This window comes from Paenibacillus sp. FSL K6-1230 (assembly GCF_038002385.1).
Lineage (GTDB): Bacteria > Bacillota > Bacilli > Paenibacillales > Paenibacillaceae > Paenibacillus > Paenibacillus massiliensis.
In genome coordinates, this window is the sequence record NZ_JBBOCK010000001.1 from 104,959 (window position 1) to 123,541 (window position 18,583).

The window sequence follows — 18,583 nt, forward strand, 5'->3', positions numbered from 1 at the left end:
AGCTTGCGTATCAATAAGTTTATCAGCGAGACAGGCTTCTGTTCGCGACGTGAGGCGGACAAGTTGGTAGAAGGCGGCCATGTGACAATTAACGGCGTGACTGCTGTGCTGGGGAGCCAAGCCGAGGAGGGTGACGATGTCCGTGTGCATGGCAAGCCGCTGACGGGGAAGTCCGGGCATGTCTATATCGCCTTGCATAAGCCTGTAGGCATCACCAGCACTACCGAGAGTCATATTCAAGGGAATATTGTAGATTTTGTAGGACATACAGAGCGAATCTTCCCGATCGGACGGTTGGATAAGGACTCTGAAGGACTTATTCTGCTGACGAATGACGGGGATATTGTGAACAAAATTTTAAGGGCAGAAGGCCGTCATGAGAAGGAGTATATCGTCACTGTGAATAAGCCGGTGACAAGCTCATTCCTGTACGGGATGTCCACAGGGGTAAAGATTCTGGGGCAGCGTACCTTGCCTTGCAAAGTGACTCAGGTCGGGGAGCGAGTATTCCGTATTATACTGACAGAAGGCAAGAATCGACAAATCCGGCGAATGTGTTCTGCGTTCGGCTACGAAGTGCACCGTCTTCAGCGTATTCGCATTATGAATATCCAGCTCGGCACGCTAGCGAGAGGTAGCTGGCGTGATCTATCGCAGGCAGAGAAGCAAGAACTGGGGCAGCTGCTCGATTACAAGCTTACTTAGCATATATGTGCTAAGTCTGAAGCTGGGGAAGAGGTATTCTGCCTGTAATTCCACCAGCAAGTATATTTGCAGCATGACAAGCACGAAGGCCTCAAGCTTGTAGTAAAAAGGTAGTAAATAGGCAGCAAAAGAGGCATCACCTGACTCATGGAGTTCAAGGAGATGCCTCTTTTTCTTATGGATTATTGTTGTCTGAGGTTGCACTTATGACTTGAGTTCCGTTCTGATACTTACGAATGACGGATATTTCAACACGTCTGTTCTTCGATCTACCTACGTTATCATTATTGGAGGCTGCCGGACGATACTCTCCATATCCGATAGCGCTGAATTTGCGTGGGTCCAGCTTGTCGTCCAGCAGGAGAATACGCATGAAATTCAATGCTCGATCTGCACTCAGCTCCCAGTTCGACGGGTACTGGCTGTTGGAGATTGGTATATTATCCGTGTGCCCCGATACAATGATATCATAGTCTGGGAAGCGTTCCAGCATAGTAGCAATAGCTAGAGCGATCTCGCGTGATTCAGGCTTCACGATAGCCTGTCCTGATGAGAATAGTGCATTATCGGCGATGGTAATCATGAGCTGGGACTGATTGAGCTTGGTGCTGAGCAGATCTGTGAGGCCGTTGCTTGAGATGTATTGATCCATCTGCTGTTTGAGCTTCTCCAGGTCCTCTTGCTCTTGCTTGGCCAGCTGTTTTTGAAGGTTATCGGTCGTCTGCTTGCTCTTGCCCAAATCTACGGTAGGATCTGTAGGATTGGCAGATTTGTAATCAAGAACGCTTGTGCCGCCATTGAAGGCGGAGCTCATAGACTTCGCCATTTCTTCGAACTGTTTGGCATCCAGAGAGCTCATTCCGAACAGTACGATGAACAGAGCGAGCAGCAGGGTCATTAAGTCCGAATAAGGGAGCAGCCAGCTTTCGTCTGCATGTTCTTCATGCGGCTCATGTCTACCTTTTTTACTCACTGCCCCTCTCCTCCCTGTCGCTCATGGTTGCCCGCTCTGTTGGAGTCAGGAAGACAGTCAGCTTCTGGCTGATTGCGATCGTGGATACGCCAGATTGAATGGACAACAGACCTTCAACCATCATGAGCTTCACTTCGACTTCTTTTTTGGATAGACGCTTCAATTTATTGGACATCGGGTGCCATAGGACGTAACCTGTGAAAATACCGAGCAGGGTAGCGATAAATGCAGCTGCGATCGCATGGGAGAGCTTCTCCATGTCACTAAGGTCAGCAAGGGCTGCAATCAGACCTACGACCGCACCGAGTACCCCGAGCGTAGGAGCATACATGCCGGCCTGTGAGAACATTAACGCACCACTACGGTGTCGATCCTCTGTGGCATTAATATCTTCCATTAATACATCTCTTACAAATTCCTGATCGTTACCGTCGATAATCATCCGCATACCACCGCGCAGGAAGGCATCATCAATTTCTTCGACTTTGGCCTCCAGGGCCAGCAGACCTTCACGACGAGTAATGGATGCCCATTCCATAAAGGTAGAGATTAATTGCTTGCGGTCAGGCAGCTTTTGTTCGGTGAACAGAATCTTGAACAGCTTAGGGATCCTTTTCATATCGGACATAGGAAAGGCCATGAATACACTCGCGGCGGTACCCACGAAGATGATCATGTAGGCAGCAGGGTTATTCACCAGATTGACAACCGGAGCTCCCTTCAAAATCATACCTACAACGAGCGAAACTAGCCCGAGTACCAGCCCGATAATTGTTGAAATTTGCATGATACACCTCATCCATGAGAAATTATTAACAATCTACGCCGAAAGGACATCCTTGCCCCGGCGTATTGAAACGCGATTATAGTATTTATCGACACAATCCGCTTTTTTTTTAAGGGCAATTTTCCGGTATAATATAGTGCACAAGTACGATTCTTACTTTTGGCTTACTGAATTTGTCCCCATAAGAGCATCTATTGATTGGAAATTATGTAACCGGGCAGGGAGCAGAAGCCGCTACAGGAAGGATGAACAGGCCAAGATGGGCGTAAAGCATGGACGTGAATATGAAGAGATTTTGCGGGAGCTAACAACTGCCGTAGGACAGATTGCGGATAGCTATTTATTTTTTGAGATGGAGTCGGACGAATGGGGGGCCCTTGGTCAGGTAGAGCAGCACGAAGTGAATGAGGCGCTTGCGGAAGATTTGTTCTATGCACTGAGTGAGAATCCCGTTATTACGGTGGGTAGTGGGGTCATCATTCATGATCCGGAACACCATCGGATTAATATCCTCATCGGTGAGGAAGAAATTACCGTTGTATCCCTGGTATAGAAGCCCTTGGTGGCATTCTGGCTATCGTCATGGTAATATGAAACACGATATTAATCGGCGCATTGCACCATCGAAGGCAGCTAATGCTGTGAAGAGGTGTAATGGCGGGGGTTTGTCTAGCGGAGAGGAGTAGAGAATCATGCCTTTTACACAAGAAGAAGTTGAGGCCCACCTGGAGAAGCTCGAAGGCTGGGAGTTGGAAGAGGGGCGCTGGATTATCCGCAAATTCAATTTCTCAAGCTTCATGAAGGGAATCGCATTCGTTGATGAGGTTGCTGGCATATCAGAGGCCTTTAATCATCACCCCTTCATTACCATTGATCATAAAATTGTTACGCTCCGTCTAACCTCCTGGGATGATGGAGGAATAACAGCTGTGGATATTAAGGAAGCTCAGCAATTTAATGAGCTCTACGAGAAGATGCGTGCAGTTGATTAGAATTGGGCATGGATGCGTGAGGTCTGCCCTGGATTGTGAGAGGACAGGGTTCACGGCTCAACTATGTGCTTAGCACAGGATGGAGAACGAGACGATGAATGAGCGCAAGGATACTATTGCTGTTGTAGGAAGCCTGAATATGGATCTGGTGGTTAAGGCGACTCGTGCACCTGAGCAGGGGGAGACTGTGTCGGGTGAGGCACTGTATTATCTTCCGGGGGGAAAAGGAGCCAATCAGGCTGTTGCTGCTGCAAGACTGGGTGCGTCTACGTACATGGTTGGGACGGTCGGTGATGATGCCTTTGGTCAACAGCTAATCGACTCTTTGCAGGCAAGTGGCGCAGACACAACGAAGATTCGCAGATTGTCCGGGCAAACGACAGGAACGGCCTCCATCTGGCTGTCTGGCGGAGATAATCGGATTATCGTCATTCCCGGTGCAAATGGACAGCTGACCCCTTCCATCCTACATGAGGAAGAGGTAGCAGGGACGATTGGTCAGGCCAAGCTGGTGCTGCTGCAACTGGAGGTACCACTGGGCACAGTGACCGAGGCGGCACGTATAGCTGCTGCCGGAGGAGCGCGGGTCGTGCTGAATCCGGCCCCAGCCGTGGAGAACCTGCCCGAGGAGCTCTTGCGGAATACGCATGTGATCACACCTAATCGAAGTGAGCTTGCTATGCTCACCGGGCGTGGGGTGTTGGAGGAACGTGAGGCGGTCGAGGCCGCAGTAGCAGAGCTGGCTGCATCCATTGGAGCCGATGTAGTAACGACTCTGGGGGCAGATGGAGCAGTGTACGCCTCCATCCCGGAGGCTGGTAAGGACATCGTAGTACGTCATGTGAAGGGCTATACGGTAGATGTTGTAGACACTACGGGCGCGGGAGACTGCTTTAATGGAGCTCTGGCTGTGTCCTTGGCACGAGGGCAATCGCTCGATGAGGCAGTATCCTATGCGATGGCTGCGGCCGCTCTGTCCGTCACCAAGCTTGGAGCCCAATCGGGTATGCCAACTGCGGTGGAGGTCGAGGCCTTCCAGAAGAAGCAGTCTCAAGTCTGAGTGAATACCTGATGAAGAGTTATGGCCGCTGGGGAACAGCTATTACAATAGAAAAATAGCGAATAATGTAAGGGAGTCGTGCACTAACACGGCTCCCTTTTGCATTATTCGCTCTGGCTACCTGCCTGATAGACCATACAGTGGAAGGGCTTCATGCCCTCAGGAGTCTGTCTCTCGTAGGTGTCCGTAATTCGAAAGCCTGCCGCCTGATAAGCACGGATGGCCCGTTCATTCCAGATCAGCACCTCAAGGTCAATCTCGTTCTCCGGATTCCTTCGTATGGCTTCATTAACGATGGCTGTGACAAAATGCTTGCCCTGTCCGTGTCCGCACAGATCGGGGCGCATACCTAGACCGAGACGGGTAACACCAACCATGGGAAAGAATTGTACAAATCCACATAGCGTGCCGGTAGCATTGAAGACAACCGCATATTGGGCCTGTCGTAGCTCGGGATTACCGAATTCAATCTCCAGTGCTTTCATCTGCTCCCAGGGGAGCCAGCCGTATATGTCATAAGGTGGAGTGTATTTCCAGCTGCTTATGATGGCTCCATGAGCCTCCTCCATGGGGAGGACATGATAGTCACCTGCTTCAGATGTCACCGTCTTCAACTCCTTGCATATCTTGAATATTAGCTTAATATCCCCCAATGAGTGGGTCAAGTCAACCTCTCATCTTACGTGATGGTATGTTTGGAAGCTAGCCGGCGGGGTAAATAGTCTATATAGAACGTTATAACCATTCGGTTATGTGCATAATTTCTGCAACCTTTCTTTGACTTACATCGTTAATGAAGTAGAGAATACAAAAAAACCGCAGAATGATCTGCGGTCTTATCCGTTGGATATATTATTGGAAAAATTAGCTTAATTATTCCACATCGTCGAAATCTTCACTGTCGACAGCTGCTTCATGATAAGTGTCTGTACTCATGATGCGTTTTGCACCTACATAACGATTCACATAGTAGCTCTCGCTCATAGAACTGATAATAACGCCACGAGAAGAAGAGGAGTGGGCGAATTTGCCGTCGCCGACATAAATGCCTACATGAGATACGCCTCTACCGCTAGTATTATAAAATACCAAGTCGCCTGCTCTCAGATCCGCGCGGGAGATAGCTGTTCCCATCTTGTATTGTGCACCGGATTGGTGCGGCAGCTTGATGCCAAGTTTGTTGAATACAAATTGAGTGAATCCTGAGCAATCAAATCCGTTAAGAGTTGTTCCACCAGCACGATATTTAGTACCAACGGCATCATCGATGACCTGATTCATCTTAGAGTCCGCAAAAGCGCTTCCTGCTCCAAAGGAGAAAGTGGAGAATGCGATCGCGAAGCTCACAGCTGCGATAGTTAGTTTCTTCTTCAAAAAAGACAAGCCCCTTCCAATGCCTACGAGGTTAGCTTAAGGATTCGGTAAGAAGGTCCCCTATGATCCCTCTGTTACAAGATCAATTCACCCAAAACTGGTTCCCCCGCTCCCCAGGTGCGAGGATTCGGCAACACATAATTTTGCACCTAGATTCAAGCGATATCAGCAGATTACAAGTTATTCATAATCATCACGGCAAAAATTACAAAGTTGTTACTATCCAATCACTGCGACTATTGTAACAAAGGATTATCAATTTGGCAAATGTTTCAAAGCAAAAAGTAACAAAAAAGAAGCCCTAGCATTTTTGCAAGGGCTTTCTTTGTAAAAATAATGCGTAATTATGAACAAGAACAGACGTTTTTTCTTGCTTTTTGGTCAAGATTCCTTCGTGTATGTGCAGTGGATTTCTTCAGGAATGTCTCTTTTTCAAAACACGATTACAACGATTTGTTCCTCAACATTGCCAATAGTTCATACTTTTTCTTGAAATTTTCTTTAAAGAATTTCTCGCCTTTTGAAGATAGCTTCCCCTCTTCGTATGCCCAGGACAACAGATACTCCTGAAGACTGACATCAATCTTGAGCGATAAGGGGATACATTCTGGCGGTCGCTGGGCTGCTTCGATTATATTAGTACAGTTTTCATTATATATCTACTGATGTGAGGGAGCACTACTATGAAGACAATCTGGATGTTGAAGCTGGTGGAGCAACAGAGTGCCAGAGTGCATATTGCGAGCTAACGTGCCAGAGTCCGAAGAGACTGATCACCACATGATACAACTGCTGAAGAATGAGCGCAGCGAGACCTGTCCACAGCCACTGTACACCACCAAAGAGAAGGAATAGCAGACAGGAGAACAGACCGAGCAGTAAGGATATCGTCATCCCGGGAAGCAGATACCGCAGACAACGTAGGAGAGCTCCCCAGGCTCCAGTGTGGCTGACAGTGCCGAGCTGCATGTGTAGGATGCATTGCTTTATAAGCCAGCCATAAGCGATCCATGCGGCTACATAAGGAAGGATGTAGGTAAGATGAGCGAGATTTTGCGGAAGTCCTTCGATATGGGGAAGCAATCTCTGAAGTATCCAGTATCCAGGCAGCCAAATCAGGCAGGTCTCAATCCAGTAATAGAGCATGGATGAGCGCCAAGTCGTCTTCATGCCATGGAAGAAGGCGAGCTTACCGTGCTCTCCATTCTGGGCATACAGTGCGTAGTAGATACCTGCGCGAATGATTGGGGTCACTATCATGCGTATAAGCGCCATCACAATGATGACCCATATATAGGTCTGGACGCTACGCTCTCCTGTGAGCGCCAGCTGGCCCTCTATCCAGAACAGCGCTTGGTTCAGCTCGCTTTGCTCCTTTCCAGGATAGCGGAGCAGGATAGGGACTACAGCGTATTGCACAACTTGGTAAATGAAGACACCCCAGAGCAGACGGTATAAAAACAACATCACGACTATGTGCAGCCGGGCGCACACCAGCCCCCAGCCTTCCTTAATATATGCAGGCATTCAGCAGACACCTCACCATGACAGACTTCCAAGCCATAGCTCAATCAGCTTGGTAATACCTAGATTCCAGCGGATAGAGACCTGCTCATCAAGCCGGGCCCGAAGCATGTTATTGATATGCTTGTGCTCCAGTACGATGGTATGCAGTGGATCGATGGTAACGAGAGCGACTGGTGAGCTGCCTTCGAGCTTATAGGTAACGCTGCTGTCTGCACCGTTCCAGGACTTCATGAGCTGTTGTCCATTTTCAAATGTGATCTGAATGGGTACCGCCGGCACATCTCCCCCGCGCTTGGAGATCGTGACTGTCGATTCATAACGGCCGGCTCCAAGTCTCTTCGTCCTTATCTGATCGACCGCAAAATCGGCCATCTGACTACCGTACACATATTGCTCAAAGAAATCGCTCCAGGACTTATGGGTAACCTGTTCCACGACAGACTGGAAATCCTGCGAGGTCGGATGCTTGAAGCGGAATTTGCGCGCATAGGTGCGCATAATCGTATTCATTTTGTTCTTGCCCACCTGCTGCTCAATGGAATACAGAATCAGCTTTCCCCTGAGATAGGAGTTCTGGGCGTAGTTCGTGGACGAGCTGTATTTCCATGCTTCCCGGGTCAAAGGCTCTGGTGATGATATCTGACTGGCCTGTAAGGGCAGATTAGGAATTAAGCCATACTCCTGCTCCATCAAGCGGTCTTCAGCATAGCTAGTGAAGCCTTCGTCCAGCCAAGGCTCTTCGAACTCATTACTCGCAATCATCCCGTAAAAATACTGATGCCCAATCTCATGCACTACCGTGCGCTCAAGCTCATAGCCAGGTTGGCTGTCATCTGCTCCAAAGGCTGTGATCAGAGTAGGATACTCCATGCCGCCGGCTCCATTGCCCATCTTGGGAGGGACTACGATGGATAGTGTGGAATACGGGTAGGTGCCGAACGATTTGCTATAGTTCTCCAGTGCTGACTTGGCAGCATAGAAGTAACGATCCTTAAGGTCCTTGTGAGCAGGATCGAGATAAAGCTTGATCTTAACGCCAGGTACGCCTGCAGAGGAGAAGGGCTCCTCCGCTGTTACGAAGTGGGGTGAGGCTGCCCAGGCAAAGTCATGTACATCATCCGCATAGAACTGATAAATCTTTTGCCCATTTTGTGTAACAGGGGTACTGGTCGGGAAGCCTGTAGCAGCTACAATGTAGCGGTCAGGGACGCGAATGCGGACACTGTAAATTCCGAAATCTGCATAAAATTCCGAGTTGCCATGATATTGATGCAGGTTCCAGCCCTCCACAGCCCGTCCTCTACGGCCTTTCGGCTCATATACACTCAGCTTGGGGAACCACTGTCCAGCCATTACAAAATCCCCAGCCACGCCCATGCGGGCGAAGATCTGCGGAAGCTTAACCTCGTACTTCATATGCAGCGTGATACTCTCCCCGCCCTTGACTGGCTTAGGAAGGCGAACCTTGAGCAGGGTGCGGTCATTCACATTTCCATCATCCGGCTGTACATATTGCGTACGGTGCATCAGGGAAAGCCCGTCCTCGGTTGTTAGCTCCTTGAGCGTAATGGAGCCATATCCATCCTTGGGCATTCGGTCATTGCGCAGCTTGCCGCCTGATTCCTTCATGAAGGTTGTATTGGCGGATTCGAAGGCATTCGGATACATGTGGAGGTATAGCTCGGTTACCGTTTTCGTGCCGGGATGCTTCCATGTTACGGTCTGGGTGCCTTGCAATATCCCTCCATCCTCCAAGGCGACATCCATGTGATATTCCACAAGCCGTTTGCTTAACACTTCAGCCTGGGGTGCAGGAGGGGGCGTGGGTGGTGTTGGAACCGCCGCTGCTGCGGAGGGCTTGGCCGGATTGGAGGCAAGCGCAGAGGCGGGATCAGGATACAGCCAGCTGCCAGCTACCAGCTCTCCTGTGATGAGCACGATCATGAGCAAGCACTGAATAAAAGTTTTGGCGCGTGTTGGAGCCATACATTGGATACCTCCCGTTGACAAGCATCTACAGCATGTATATGTTTGCAATCAGGAGATTATTAGTTAAAATATTTAGAGTACATACTGGTTGGTATGGATGCTATGGAAGTTACCTGCTGGAATTAGGGTTGATATACTAAATACAACGTGTCATGGAGGATCGATATGGAGCAGAATCAGGATGGCAAGAAGCAGATTGCCTTGAATATTGTAAGCGCGAAGAGCAAGCACAAGGGCTTTGGTGCAGGGTCCATTGACCTGAATAACATGTCACCGGTCATTATTGATCGTGGTGAGGCCAAGATTGATATTGGAGCGATGCATGCCAAGAGCAAGGTGGAGCGCGGTATTAAATTTTCTACCAATAAAGAAGATGTACCCAATGGACGTCAGGTATGGCTCGTCTGGGTAGCGGTGGATCGTACGCCAGAAGGCCGCTTGTATGCAGGGGCTACGGCATGTGAGATGTGGATTGATGAAGAGGCCAAGCGTGGCTGGAAGATTCTCGCCGAACATGTGAATAAGATGGATTATGCCCTGAAGCGTCGCATCATGCTGGATGAGCTGGGGCAAGAGGAGAAGGCAGCGCTGAAAACTCTGCTGATCTCCCATAATGAAGAATGGTGGAATGCCTCACCTGATGAGCTGAAGCAAGCACTGGAGGCCTAGCATTCGTAGCTGCGATTGATGTATCGTTAGTAGACTGAGCATGAATTCTGTTGTACAGAGTATATGTATACAAAAATAAGACCGGAAGAGATCCTATGATCCTTCCGGTTATTTGTATGGCTGGAAAGCAGCTATTGTGTTAGGTGTAGGAACGAAGCAGCCTTTGCAGGGCAGGCAGAACCTCACCGCTGAAAATCCCGCCATGATAGCAGATCAGTGTATCGATCTCATAGTTGGCCAGTTGCTGAACGGATCTCACTGCCTCGGGAAGATTCAGCGTATATTGCGGATTAGCAATTCCTAGCTCTCCACTGGGCTCAATAACTACAGCATCACCGGCAATCAGTGTGCGGCTAGCCGCCAGATAAATGGAGATATGTCCAGGTGTATGCCCAGGCGTATGCACAATTTTCATTCCTGAGCACCCAGGTGGCTGCTCCTGATCCTGCACAGTCTGATCGACTGGGGCCGATTCAAGTGACTCCAATACCCCGATGAATTCCTTCGCTGCTGGCAGCTCCTGTACAGGGAGGAGATTCAGCGAATCCAGAGCCTGTTGTAGGCGTGGTGCGGTGCACTTTCCTTCTATATATTGAGCCTCCAGCTCATGGGCAATAATACGGATGTGGGGAAACGTTCGTTTGATCTCGGCAAGCGAGCCTACATGGTCCAGATCATGATGTGTCAGGATTATTCCTGTTAGGTTTGAGAAAGAAGTCCCTTCTTGATTTAATGCTTTTTCGATCTTAGATATGAAGCCGGGGTACCCACAATCCACCAGGAAAGTATGCTGCTCATCTCTAATCAAGGTTGGGGTAATGACCTGGGTCTCTCCGTTATAGTCAAATTCAATATTTAGAGCTCGAATATATATGTTCATTTCATACGCACCTCCATGTACTTATGCCTTTACCCCCAATAGGATACGGTTGTAAGGTTTCTAAGGAAAATAGTAAAGTATCCTACCGTCAGGGAAAAGGTCATAGATGAGACAGCCTCAATGTTGTCCGTTGATCTGGTCCAAGTTACCATATTTCTTATAAAAGGATAGTGGCGCCTTGGGTACCGAATTAAACGCATGATCCCGGATGATGAAGCGCCAAGGCTTCTCGGCGTAGGCGCCTGCGTAGTCGATATTAATGCGGGGCCCGCTCATAATTTGCATATCTGGGTCTATCGTGGCCGTCTCTAGCCAGAGCGGCCCCTCTGTACTGCGAAGCGAGCAGCCGTTAAGGCTCTTATCAATACGCAATGCACGACATAGCTTGCCTGGACCATTGCTCATATCAGCTGGCTTCCTGAGCTCAGTCCCTCGATAGCGCTTCATTAACAGCTCATCCTGTAGTGTCAGCGGTTCGACGGCACGGATCAGTACGGCCTGAGGGTCATCTATGGCGCCAGTGACTACATTGAGACAGTGGTACATTCCATAGATGAGATAGATATATGCAGGACCACCCGCCTGGAACATAAGCTCCGTGCGGGCCGTGCGCCGATTCTGGTAAGCATGGCTGCCCTGATCCTCAGCCCCTCCATAGCTCTCAGTCTCCACAATGCGGCAGCGAATGACCCCATCCTCGGTAGCTCTAACCAGCGTATGGCCCAAGAGCAGTGGAGCGGCTTCTAAGGCGGTAAGGGGGTAAATGTCGGATATAGTGACTCTCTCAGCATCGGCAGAGCCATTATTCAGCAAGTGGACGCCTCCTTTCTCGGCCTTTCTCGTACGAGGTGACCTGAAGCGTCTAATACTTCTGATCCCTTTCTTCTATTGTATCGGCAATCGGTTGTATAGCAATCTTATGTATGGTTGTTACCCAAGTATGGTTACCAATGTACGGTCATCGAATGTGTGGTTATTAAATGTATAGTCATCGAATGTATAGCTAACGATGGATACGACATAACAAGAGCTTCACTCTGGCCGCAGCCAGGGTGAAGCTCTCTTTTACCATCGACTTAATCCATCCACCAGCGCTTGAAGTCAGACCACCAGGAGCGCTTCTCTTCGTGTCTAATCTCTGTGGTTCCAGCTGGCTCTGGCACAAGTGGCCCTCCACCATGTCCGTCACATGTCTCCTTAGGCTCGGTGCCGCTGACGAACACCTCCAATTGCTTGTTCGGGCACTGGGCTGAAGCCAGCTTGCCTGAGTCAGGATCAACATAGACGCTCACGACTCCATCCGGAATCGGAAAAATCTTGGGTGGCACATTCGCCAGAGCTTGCTCAGTATACTCCGCGAAGATCGGAGCCGCCCTTCTGCCATCCGTCGTACTGATTGCACGGTTCTTATCGTAGCCGACCCAGACCGCTGTAGCGAGCTCTGGTGTATACCCGACCATCCAGGCATCGGTATGCGTCGTGCCGCTTTTCCCGGCTACAGGGCGTTTCATCGTCTTCGCAACACGGTTGCCTGTTCCGCCCTCTTCGAAGACGCCCTCCATCAAGCGGGTCAGCACATAGGCGGCGGCGGGCTTCACGACCTGGACACCAACAGGTTGGGGGGCTTCATAAAGGATGCGTCCGGTTGCATCCGTGATTCGGAGCACCGCGATAGTAGGGCGCTTCTGGCCTCCTCCAGCCATGACAGCGAAGGCCGATGCCATCTCGAACGGACTGACGGGGGAAGCACCCAGAGCGAGAGAAGGTACTGCCTCCAGCTCAGTGGTGACACCCAGCTTACGTGCCATCTCGATGACGGATTCTGCTCCGAGCTGCATGATCGTGTTGACCGCGTAAATATTGTCGGAGGCCGCAATGGCTCGCCGCATATCGATATCTCCCCAATATTTATCCCCGAAATTGCGGGGCTGATAGGTCTTGCGGTCATCGTCGTATCGGAACAAAGTAGGCCTGCTCTCGAATTTGGAGGAGCTGGTCAATTGCCCCGAATCAATGGCGGTCAGGTACATGATCGGCTTGAACGACGAGCCTGGCTGCCGGGTCGCAGTCAACGCGTGATTATACTGGTTGACTCTATAGTTACGTCCGCCGACCATGGCCTTGACGTGACCTGTACGAGGATCAATCGAGAGAAGGGCTGTCTGCAGCTCCTCGGTACCCTGCAATCCTTTGGCTACAGCCTGTTCTGCAGCTTCCTGCATCCCCATATCGAGTGTCGTATAAATGCTGAGTCCCCCATGCTCCAGCAGTGCTTTGCTAATTCCCAGCTCGTTCAGAACAACATTGCGGACGTAATCCCGAAAATATGGCGCGGCCTCCACCGTGGTTCGTTCGCTTGGCGCCTTCAGCGGCAGCAGCTGTTCATAGGCCGCAGATGCCTCGGCGGGGCTAATTTTGCCAGTGTCCACCATGGCCTGTAGCACAACTTTTTGCCGGTTTTTTGCATTCTTCATGTGATTATAGGGTGAATAATAGGTAGGGCCTTTGGGAATCCCGGCTAGTAGAGTGCTTTCCGCCAGATTGAGCTCACGGGCAGTCTTCCCGAAGTACATCTGGGCAGCTGCTTCAATGCCGTAGGCCCCATGACCGTAGTAGATCTGATTCAAATACATCTCCAGAATCTGCTGCTTGCTGTATTTCATCTCAAGCTGAGCTGTATATACGGCTTCCTTGGCCTTCCGTGTCCAGGTCTTCTCATGACTAAGATAGAGGTTCCTGGCCAACTGCTGTGTCAGGGTACTCGCCCCTTGTGACATGTTCATCTCTTGCAGATTTACGAGTACGGCACGGGTAAGGCCCTTAATATCAAAGCCGAAGTGCTCGAAGAACTTTCGGTCCTCCACAGCAATAGTTGCATCAATGACGGGCTGTGCAATGTTCTCCAGTGCTACAGGGATGCTGTCTTTTCCGCCGGCTGAGAAGGTGGCGATCACTTGTCCGCTGCTATCTAGCATTCTGGAGTTGCGGTCCGTATCTGCCAGAGGCAGGCTGGTCGTATATAGGTACAATGCGGCTACTGCGGTTAGTAATACGCACAACACGCCCGTAACCCACATGGTCTTGAGGAGCAGTATAAAAGCACGCAGGCGTGATTTGGGCCTGCCATCGGCGCGACTCACGCTTCCACCTTCTTCCATGGTTTTATACTCAGTATGTGCAATCTGCATCGGTCTATTCATGTGCTTGGGACAGGCGGTTAGTAGTGAAGATGCAAGAAGAGTTGTGGGATGGTTCTGGATGTATGCACCATGGAAGCCAAGGTGATGATAGGAAGACCAACACTATGTTAACGGAAAGAAGGGATATACGATGGAATTGTGGTACACGGAGAAGCAGACACCAACCTTCGGAATTACAGCCAAGATCACACAGACCTATGTAACAGAACAGACGGAATATCAGGAGCTGGCCATGATCGAGACGGAGGAATTCGGCAACATGCTCGTGCTGGATGGCATGGTTATGACGACGGTAAAGGATGAATTTGTATATCATGAAATGGTGGCCCATCCGGCGCTTCACACGCACCCGAGCCCCAAGAGCGTACTGGTTGTCGGCGGGGGAGATGGTGGTGTAATTCGTGAGGTGATCAAGCATCCCGAGGTAGAGAAGGCTGTGTTGGTTGAGATTGATGGCAAGGTGATCGAATACTCCAAGAAATATTTGCCGGAGATTGCAGGAAAGCTGGATGAGCCGAACGTAGAAGTGCTGGTGAACGACGGATATATGCATATTTTGGAGCACAAAAATGAATATGATGTCATCATGGTCGATTCTACCGAGCCTGTCGGTCCGGCTGCGCCGTTGTTCGAGCGGGGCTTCTATCAAGGGATCTATGAGGCGCTCAAGGAGGATGGCATCTTCGTCGCTCAGACCGATAACCCGTGGTTCAAGGCGGACCTCATCCAGAAGGTAAACAAGGACGTCAAAGAGATTTTCCCGATTGTTCGCGTCTATAGTGCCAATATTCCAACCTATCCAAGTGGGCTGTGGACGTTCACGTTGGGCAGTAAGAAATACGATCCGCTAGAGGTGGATGAGTCACGGATTCCGGAGATGGACACGAAATACTACAGTCCACGCCTGCATAAAGCAGCATTCGTATTGCCTAAGTTCGTAGAAGATTTGACGAAGTAGACTGCTGCAGCTATGACTGCTTGTAGCTAAGCTACTGGATGCATTCAAGTCTTTATCCAAGGACAGTCCCCAGCAGTATGACAGCCCACGCTCTACTGGAATGTGGTAGTAGATTGGAATTATGAGGTTAGCTGAATATAGCGAGGTATGGCCATAGTAGCCGTCTTCCCTGGTGGTCTGCAGGCGAAGGCGGTTTTTCATGCGGATATGGGGCATACTGGTGTCATTTTTTTAGCCGGATATGTATATATCGTAACTTGTATATGTATACCTTGACCTATAAAATGTGAGGTGTGAGACAAGCCATTCAGGAGGTGTTCATCATGAAACGAATGAAATCAAGTCAGTCAGCCAGATTGTCATGGAGCACCCTATATCGGCGAATAGGAATCATAATGCTTATGGGACTGCTGACGGTGGCGAGTATGCCAGCAGGAACAGTGAATGCTACAGCGGCAACCGGAGCATGCATGAGTGGAGATCAGGAATTGTTAAGCAAGCTGAAGCAGGAGGGCACAGGCCATCCGAGAGAGCAGCTGGTCCTGACGGATATTGATTTTCTGAATACGAAGACGGGCCGCGTAGCGGGCAGTGGTTTTTTAATAGGGACATCGGATGCAGGCTGTCATTGGCAGGCTATTTATACAGGTCAGTGGAATTTCGCGCAGATCGACTTCCCCAATAATGTGCAAGGCTGGGCTCTGGCCACTGTAGGCGAGCAGCCGACGATGTACTTACTAAGAACAGAAGATGGTGGATCGCATTGGAAGCGCCTGAATACGCCAGCTCCGTTCATCCGCATTCAGCTGCTGAACAAGAGCACGGGGTTCGGCTATACATCGTCAGGTGCTTATGTGACCAAGGACGGTGGTGACAGCTGGAGCAAGGTCAAGGTGCCAGCCAACACGCGTGGAGCGACCTTTGCTAGTGCACAGGATGGATGGGCAACCGTCGTTCGTCCGGGAAAAGGATATGCGGTGATGAAGACAGTGAATGGAGGCACTAGCTGGAGTCTCGTATTGGAGGTTCCCTTCAAGGACCCCGTTCAAGGTGATCTGTATGTGAAGGATAAACAGGTCTATGCCTTGCTGTATGGCGACTCTGGTATGTCACAGGTGTCTTACGCGCTGTATGGCAGCAAGGATGGGGGTAAGCAATGGCGACAGGTGCTGAATCAGGCGACAGCAGGCGGAGGCCCGGCACCAGGTGGACAGGTATCCAAGGTGCACGAAGGTCCTGCTAACCCTGGAGGACATCCAGGTAATATGGAGCTGATCGGGAGTCAGACTGCATTTCTGGCTGGTGGCTCTCCGGCAGGCGGCAAAGTGGCCGTAGGCTACACTACTGATGCCGGTGTTCATTGGACCAACAACACTCCTGTAGTAGAAGGTTATGGTGCGAGAATATCATTTACAGACAGCAAGACAGGGTATATGGCAGTGATCGGCTCTTCGACACCAGCAGTGTATGCTACACAGGATAGCGGTAAGCATTGGAGCCAGCTGCTGAGGTTACCATCCCTTTGATATCCATATGAGGTTTGGCCGAGGTTGCTGCAAGGTGTGGAGCGGAGGAATTGTAAAATCTTCGCTAAATTCATCGTCTACTCCGAAAATAGCATTATATTTGCCAATTCTTATGATCTAGATCACATGTGAAAACATCGCTCCCTCCCTATAATGAGTACAGCCCGAGGGCCTTAACGGCTTTCGCGTACAATTTCATATGGGAATGGGAAGTGAGTTATGGGCTTAGCATCTAAAATTACGTATAGCCTGATTGCTCTGCTGTTGGTCATGGGCATGATTCTGGGGATATTCAGCTACCGGACTGCTTATGAGCAGGTGAAGACGTCGGCTGGCGTTGAATTGGTCGGCTGTGCCAATATTACGACAGGGCTGGTTAATCCCAGCGATGTCGAGCAGCTGCTGCAAGGTAATAACGCAGGTCTGGCAAGTATGGAGCAGCGATTGAATTGGACCGTGGAGCATAAATCTCTCTTCAAGGAGGTCTTTCTGCTCTCGCTGGACGGTAAGATTCTAGCCGCCGATCAGAATGTGAAGGCGCGTGGGTATCAGTCAGGAGATAGCTTTTATTTTGATCCAGTGGCGCAGCAGATGATTAAGGAACAGAAGCATTCCATGTACTCGGACGTATTCACCTATGATGGTGTGGAACTGATGTCTGGCTATGGGCCTATTTATAAAAATAATGACTCCAGTCAGGACATTATTGCTGTGATGGTGATCAACTTCGATGCCTCCATCCTGAACGAGCGTACCTGGGATACCCTGTCTACGCCGCTAATGATTGGAGCTGGGGTGCTACTGGTGACAGCTCTGTTGATCTATCTTCTGGTCCATTGGATGATGAGGCCGATTACGCTGTTAACAGCGGAGGTGGATCGGGTGACGGCGGGAGATCTGACGATCAAGCCGCTCCCATGGACGAGCAAGGATGAGGTAGGAAGGCTCGCACGTAGCGTGGAGACGATGGTGGCGCAGCTACGGGACATGATAACGAAGGTGAACGATGCCTCCTTGCAGGTGGGCTCATCAGCACAGGAGCTGTCAGCCAGCTCTGAGGAGACCAGCAAAGCCAGTGAGCAAGCCGTCATGATTATTCAAGAGATGTCTGATGGCGCAGAGAGACAGCTACAGAGCCTTGAGTCCGGATCTGCAACGATACAAGACATGGCTACCCACTTATCTCGCATGACTGAGCATGCTCATGAGGCTGCACGTATTGCTCGCGAATCATCCTCCTTTGCTCTCGCAGGAGGACAGTCCGTGGCGCTCAGCAATCAGCAGATGAACGCCATGGATCGTCGAATCAGTGAGCTATCTTCAATTATTCAGAGCTTAACAGGCTTCTCTACACAGATTAACGGTATTTTGGGCGTTATCACCGGTATTGCAGGCGAGACCCATTTGCTGGCGCTCAATGCAACCATTGAAGCCCAGCATGCTGGAGAGCATGGGAGGAGCTTTGGTGTCATTGCACAGTCCGTCCGTCAGCTGTCAGAGCGATCCACGGCTTCTGTGAAGCAGATTGCGGATATTGTATCAGTCGTCGTGCAACAGATGCAGCTGGCCTCCGAGATGATGCAGACGACCTCCGGGGAGGTTGCCCACGGTACGGAGCTGGTGCGCAGCGCCGGAGAGGCTTTTGTCGCCATCGAGCAGTCTGCACGTCAGACAGAGACGGCTATTGCAGAGGTAGCAGGGGCGGCGGACCATTTATTGCTGCGCTCGGACCATCTCGTGCAGTCTATGAACGAATTGGTTGAAGTAGCGGATACGACAGTGGACGGAGCACAGAGCATGTCCGCTGCATCTCAGCAGCAGCTTGCGGCGATGCAGGAGGTAGATGCCTCCGCAGCGCTGCTGTCCGAATTGTCGGGCAAGCTACAGCAATTAATCGAGCGATTCAAAGTATATTAGAAATGAAGAATAAGGACCGGAGATTT

At 50.3% G+C, this 18,583-nt stretch carries 17 protein-coding genes and 1 riboswitch; of the genes, 8 read left to right on the top strand and 9 right to left on the bottom strand.

All coding sequences use genetic code 11. The features are described 5' to 3' along the window. The first annotated feature begins 3 nt into the window (after positions 1-3). Positions 4-705, top strand: coding sequence for a 23S rRNA pseudouridine(2604) synthase RluF (gene rluF / locus MKX74_RS00475; protein ID WP_028591796.1), 702 nt, complete (start codon positions 4-6; stop codon positions 703-705). 175 nt (positions 706-880) lie between these two features. Here the strand turns inward: rluF and motB are convergent, their stop codons facing one another. Continuing rightward, entirely contained in the window at positions 881-1,678 is a 798-nt protein-coding gene (motB, locus tag MKX74_RS00480) for a flagellar motor protein MotB (protein WP_028591795.1), read from the bottom strand. Continuing rightward, complete coding sequence (motA, locus tag MKX74_RS00485; protein ID WP_133570602.1) at positions 1,671-2,465, bottom strand: flagellar motor stator protein MotA; 795 nt, start codon at positions 2,463-2,465, stop codon at positions 1,671-1,673. Before motA ends, motB begins: the two co-directional genes overlap by 8 nt. A 259-nt stretch (positions 2,466-2,724) precedes the next feature. Between motA and MKX74_RS00490 the strand changes: the two genes are divergently transcribed. The 3 genes from MKX74_RS00490 (at position 2,725) to rbsK (ending at position 4,517) form a co-directional block, all read left to right on the top strand. Next, entirely contained in the window at positions 2,725-3,018 is a 294-nt protein-coding gene (locus tag MKX74_RS00490) for a hypothetical protein (protein WP_018888115.1), read from the top strand. Between the two features lie 139 nt (positions 3,019-3,157). Continuing rightward, on the top strand, positions 3,158-3,457 hold the full coding sequence (locus tag MKX74_RS00495) for a 4a-hydroxytetrahydrobiopterin dehydratase (RefSeq protein WP_018888114.1): 300 nt from the start codon (positions 3,158-3,160) through the stop codon (positions 3,455-3,457). Positions 3,458-3,551: 94 nt separating this feature from the next. Then, positions 3,552-4,517 carry a ribokinase gene (gene rbsK, locus MKX74_RS00500; protein WP_341177169.1) on the top strand — a complete coding sequence of 322 codons (966 nt, stop codon included), beginning with the start codon at positions 3,552-3,554 and terminating at the stop codon, positions 4,515-4,517. A 104-nt stretch (positions 4,518-4,621) separates the two neighbouring features. On the opposite strand, the gene MKX74_RS00505 is transcribed toward rbsK, so the two are convergent. From MKX74_RS00505 to MKX74_RS00520, 4 genes are all read right to left on the bottom strand, one after another. Beyond that, positions 4,622-5,122, bottom strand: coding sequence for a GNAT family N-acetyltransferase (locus tag MKX74_RS00505; RefSeq protein WP_018888112.1), 501 nt, complete (start codon positions 5,120-5,122; stop codon positions 4,622-4,624). A 268-nt stretch (positions 5,123-5,390) separates the two neighbouring features. Next, positions 5,391-5,891 carry a C40 family peptidase gene (locus MKX74_RS00510; RefSeq protein WP_018888111.1) on the bottom strand — a complete coding sequence of 167 codons (501 nt, stop codon included), beginning with the start codon at positions 5,889-5,891 and terminating at the stop codon, positions 5,391-5,393. A gap of 5 nt (positions 5,892-5,896) precedes the next feature. Continuing rightward, positions 5,897-6,034: riboswitch (cyclic di-AMP (ydaO/yuaA leader) on the bottom strand. A gap of 538 nt (positions 6,035-6,572) precedes the next feature. Next, a complete protein-coding gene (locus MKX74_RS00515; protein WP_341177170.1) occupies positions 6,573-7,418 on the bottom strand; it encodes a hypothetical protein in 846 nt (281 codons plus the stop codon). Between the two features lie 12 nt (positions 7,419-7,430). Continuing rightward, positions 7,431-9,404 (bottom strand): M1 family metallopeptidase, encoded by a 1,974-nt coding sequence (locus MKX74_RS00520; protein ID WP_018888108.1) that lies wholly within the window; start codon positions 9,402-9,404, stop codon positions 7,431-7,433. A gap of 168 nt (positions 9,405-9,572) precedes the next feature. Between MKX74_RS00520 and MKX74_RS00525 the strand changes: the two genes are divergently transcribed. Next, positions 9,573-10,076, top strand: coding sequence for a YwhD family protein (locus MKX74_RS00525; protein WP_018888107.1), 504 nt, complete (start codon positions 9,573-9,575; stop codon positions 10,074-10,076). A 139-nt stretch (positions 10,077-10,215) separates the two neighbouring features. Here MKX74_RS00525 and MKX74_RS00530 read toward each other — a convergent pair whose 3' ends face one another. The 3 genes from MKX74_RS00530 to MKX74_RS00540 form a co-directional block, all read right to left on the bottom strand. After that, positions 10,216-10,956 carry an MBL fold metallo-hydrolase gene (locus MKX74_RS00530; protein ID WP_018888106.1) on the bottom strand — a complete coding sequence of 247 codons (741 nt, stop codon included), beginning with the start codon at positions 10,954-10,956 and terminating at the stop codon, positions 10,216-10,218. Between the two features lie 117 nt (positions 10,957-11,073). Further along, complete coding sequence (locus MKX74_RS00535; RefSeq protein WP_018888105.1) at positions 11,074-11,769, bottom strand: DNA-3-methyladenine glycosylase; 696 nt, start codon at positions 11,767-11,769, stop codon at positions 11,074-11,076. Between the two features lie 263 nt (positions 11,770-12,032). Next, positions 12,033-14,033, bottom strand: coding sequence for a transglycosylase domain-containing protein (locus MKX74_RS00540; protein WP_341180495.1), 2,001 nt, complete (start codon positions 14,031-14,033; stop codon positions 12,033-12,035). A gap of 253 nt (positions 14,034-14,286) precedes the next feature. On the opposite strand from MKX74_RS00540, the gene speE reads away from it, so the two are divergent. The 3 genes from speE (at position 14,287) to MKX74_RS00555 (ending at position 18,557) form a co-directional block, all read left to right on the top strand. Beyond that, positions 14,287-15,114 carry a polyamine aminopropyltransferase gene (gene speE / locus MKX74_RS00545; RefSeq protein WP_018888103.1) on the top strand — a complete coding sequence of 276 codons (828 nt, stop codon included), beginning with the start codon at positions 14,287-14,289 and terminating at the stop codon, positions 15,112-15,114. Between the two features lie 323 nt (positions 15,115-15,437). Next, a complete protein-coding gene (locus MKX74_RS00550; RefSeq protein ID WP_341177171.1) occupies positions 15,438-16,640 on the top strand; it encodes a WD40/YVTN/BNR-like repeat-containing protein in 1,203 nt (400 codons plus the stop codon). 219 nt (positions 16,641-16,859) lie between these two features. Beyond that, on the top strand, positions 16,860-18,557 hold the full coding sequence (locus MKX74_RS00555) for a methyl-accepting chemotaxis protein (RefSeq protein WP_341177172.1): 1,698 nt from the start codon (positions 16,860-16,862) through the stop codon (positions 18,555-18,557). The last annotated feature ends 26 nt before the right edge of the window (positions 18,558-18,583 follow it).

What these genes read in the sequence shown, in the direction of transcription:
- motA (WP_133570602.1), bottom strand. Translation starts at nt 2,465, where the DNA reads ATGCAAATTTCAACAATTATCGGGCTGGTACTCGGGCTAGTTTCGCTC.
- MKX74_RS00490 (WP_018888115.1), top strand. Translation starts at nt 2,725, where the DNA reads ATGGGCGTAAAGCATGGACGTGAATATGAAGAGATTTTGCGGGAGCTA.
- MKX74_RS00495 (WP_018888114.1), top strand. Translation starts at nt 3,158, where the DNA reads ATGCCTTTTACACAAGAAGAAGTTGAGGCCCACCTGGAGAAGCTCGAA.
- rbsK (WP_341177169.1), top strand. Translation starts at nt 3,552, where the DNA reads ATGAATGAGCGCAAGGATACTATTGCTGTTGTAGGAAGCCTGAATATG.
- MKX74_RS00515 (WP_341177170.1), bottom strand. Translation starts at nt 7,418, where the DNA reads ATGCCTGCATATATTAAGGAAGGCTGGGGGCTGGTGTGCGCCCGGCTG.
- MKX74_RS00520 (WP_018888108.1), bottom strand. Translation starts at nt 9,404, where the DNA reads ATGGCTCCAACACGCGCCAAAACTTTTATTCAGTGCTTGCTCATGATC.
- MKX74_RS00525 (WP_018888107.1), top strand. Translation starts at nt 9,573, where the DNA reads ATGGAGCAGAATCAGGATGGCAAGAAGCAGATTGCCTTGAATATTGTA.
- MKX74_RS00530 (WP_018888106.1), bottom strand. Translation starts at nt 10,956, where the DNA reads ATGAACATATATATTCGAGCTCTAAATATTGAATTTGACTATAACGGA.
- MKX74_RS00540 (WP_341180495.1), bottom strand. Translation starts at nt 14,033, where the DNA reads ATGTGGGTTACGGGCGTGTTGTGCGTATTACTAACCGCAGTAGCCGCA.
- speE (WP_018888103.1), top strand. Translation starts at nt 14,287, where the DNA reads ATGGAATTGTGGTACACGGAGAAGCAGACACCAACCTTCGGAATTACA.
- MKX74_RS00550 (WP_341177171.1), top strand. Translation starts at nt 15,438, where the DNA reads ATGAAACGAATGAAATCAAGTCAGTCAGCCAGATTGTCATGGAGCACC.
- MKX74_RS00555 (WP_341177172.1), top strand. Translation starts at nt 16,860, where the DNA reads ATGGGCTTAGCATCTAAAATTACGTATAGCCTGATTGCTCTGCTGTTG.